The sequence below is a fragment of the Candidatus Hodgkinia cicadicola genome, assembly GCF_002774925.1.
The window spans coordinates 1-1,642 of sequence record NZ_NXGO01000086.1 but is presented as its reverse complement, the minus strand read 5'-3'; the positions used below and the strand labels follow the sequence as shown (position 1 = coordinate 1,642).

The 1,642-nt window shown below is 33.1% G+C and carries 3 protein-coding genes; all 3 read left to right on the top strand.

Features of this window, described 5'->3' with window-relative positions; genetic code table 4:
- The first annotated feature begins 66 nt into the window (after positions 1-66).
- Positions 67-231 carry a hypothetical protein gene (locus MAGTDC_RS03135; protein WP_414173067.1) on the top strand — a complete coding sequence of 55 codons (165 nt, stop codon included), beginning with the start codon at positions 67-69 and terminating at the stop codon, positions 229-231.
- A 53-nt stretch (positions 232-284) separates the two neighbouring features.
- Positions 285-824 carry a reverse transcriptase domain-containing protein gene (locus tag MAGTDC_RS03130; RefSeq protein WP_278046964.1) on the top strand — a complete coding sequence of 180 codons (540 nt, stop codon included), beginning with the start codon at positions 285-287 and terminating at the stop codon, positions 822-824.
- A gap of 727 nt (positions 825-1,551) precedes the next feature.
- Positions 1,552-1,642: ribosomal protein S19 family protein (locus MAGTDC_RS05995; protein ID WP_146657004.1), on the top strand; the 91-nt coding region annotated here is incomplete at its 3' end.

The following is a 1,642-nucleotide window of genomic DNA, read 5'->3' as shown; positions in this document are numbered from 1 at the left end:
GGATCGACTGTGGATGCATTGTTTGTATTACGACAGATAATAGAGAAAAGGCGGGAGTATAACCATATGCGGGAGACGCATATCGCTTTTGTTGATCTGGAAAAAGCATTTGATAATGTAGACCGTCAAAAGTTATGGAATATTATGGATAGAAGAGGATATCCACAGCATTTAATAAATTCAGTTAAGATCCTTTATAAAAGTACATGTGAGCCTGGATCTGAATGGTAGGGTCTAAGGTAACATTCCAATAAGTAAGGCAGGAATGCTGTGTTTTCCCAACCTTGTCTAATACATACATTAACGACATGTTGGGAGCATGGAAATTCAGAGTGACTTCGGGAATACAGCTTAACAAATCAATTTGTATGAGCTCCCTGCTATATGCGGATGACGTAGTTCTTATTCAAGAAAATGAGGATGATTTACAAAGAGCTATGTTTCAATTACAAGAAGTTGCAAGAGAGTACTCACTGACAATATCAGTAAGAAACAACAAAATTATGGCCTTTAAAGGTAAATATCCAGTGAAGACTAAGATAGTTATAAACAACAGCACTTTAGAACATGTGAGCCGTTTCGAATATCTCGGCTGTGCAGTAAGCTATGAATCTGAATATGATATAAGAGAGAAAATAAATACATTTAGGAATATTTGTGGTACGACTCATAGAAATCTAAAAAGTAAAACAAGACACAGCACAAAAATTAAATTTTATAAGTGAATTACTAGTAATATCGAAGTTGATTTATGGAAGTGAGGTGTGGGTCATGAAAAAAAAGGAAAGCGGCAAGATTCAGAGTGCTGAAATGCGGAATGCTAGAATAAGGAATGAAGATATCGGAGCAGAATTTGAAGTAAATGACTTAAATGAAATTATTTCAATTTACAGAAGACAATGGTGGGATCATCTGCAAAGGACTACAGAGGATCGATTGCTGAAAGCGGCACTGAACTATAAAGCAATGTGAGTCGTCCGAGGATGAAATGGTTTATATAACCTAATCCTTGAAGAGGAGAAGAAGAAGAAGATTAAATTTTAAAATTGAATTCTACTCTTGTTATATTAAAACATACATAATCAATATAGTTTTTATTTTTACTTAAGCCAAGATTCACTTTCGGGGCGATTAAAGTTTTGTAAATAAAACTATATAATAGTTGAAAGAAAAAGTGCTCATCATGTGCTATTTATATTGTTTTATCCAACACGTACAGTGTAGGCACATAAGGATTAAATTAGTGAAGAAATAAATTTTTAAAATGTCGATTAGTGTAATAAGCAAAATTAAGAAAACTTGAAACGTGTCAGCTTCAGATTTCAAGTATTAAATATTATAATTGGAAATAACTTCAAGGGCTTAAAATCAATACTGATAGGATAGAAACACTCTTATGAAGGTATTTCATTGTAGTATGAGCGAAATGTTTGGTTTTAAAGGAGATAAAAAAAGACACATGCTTAACCGATGAACAGTGTTATAAGACTGATATCAGCGTGTCAGCGCAGATATTAGATATGTTACGGTGAAACTAAGGAATGCGAGGGAATGATGTTTAATAAAATTAAAATTACAACCTCCATGGTTGGACATAAATTAGGTGAATTCTCGTTTACAAAAAAAATATGTATACATAGTG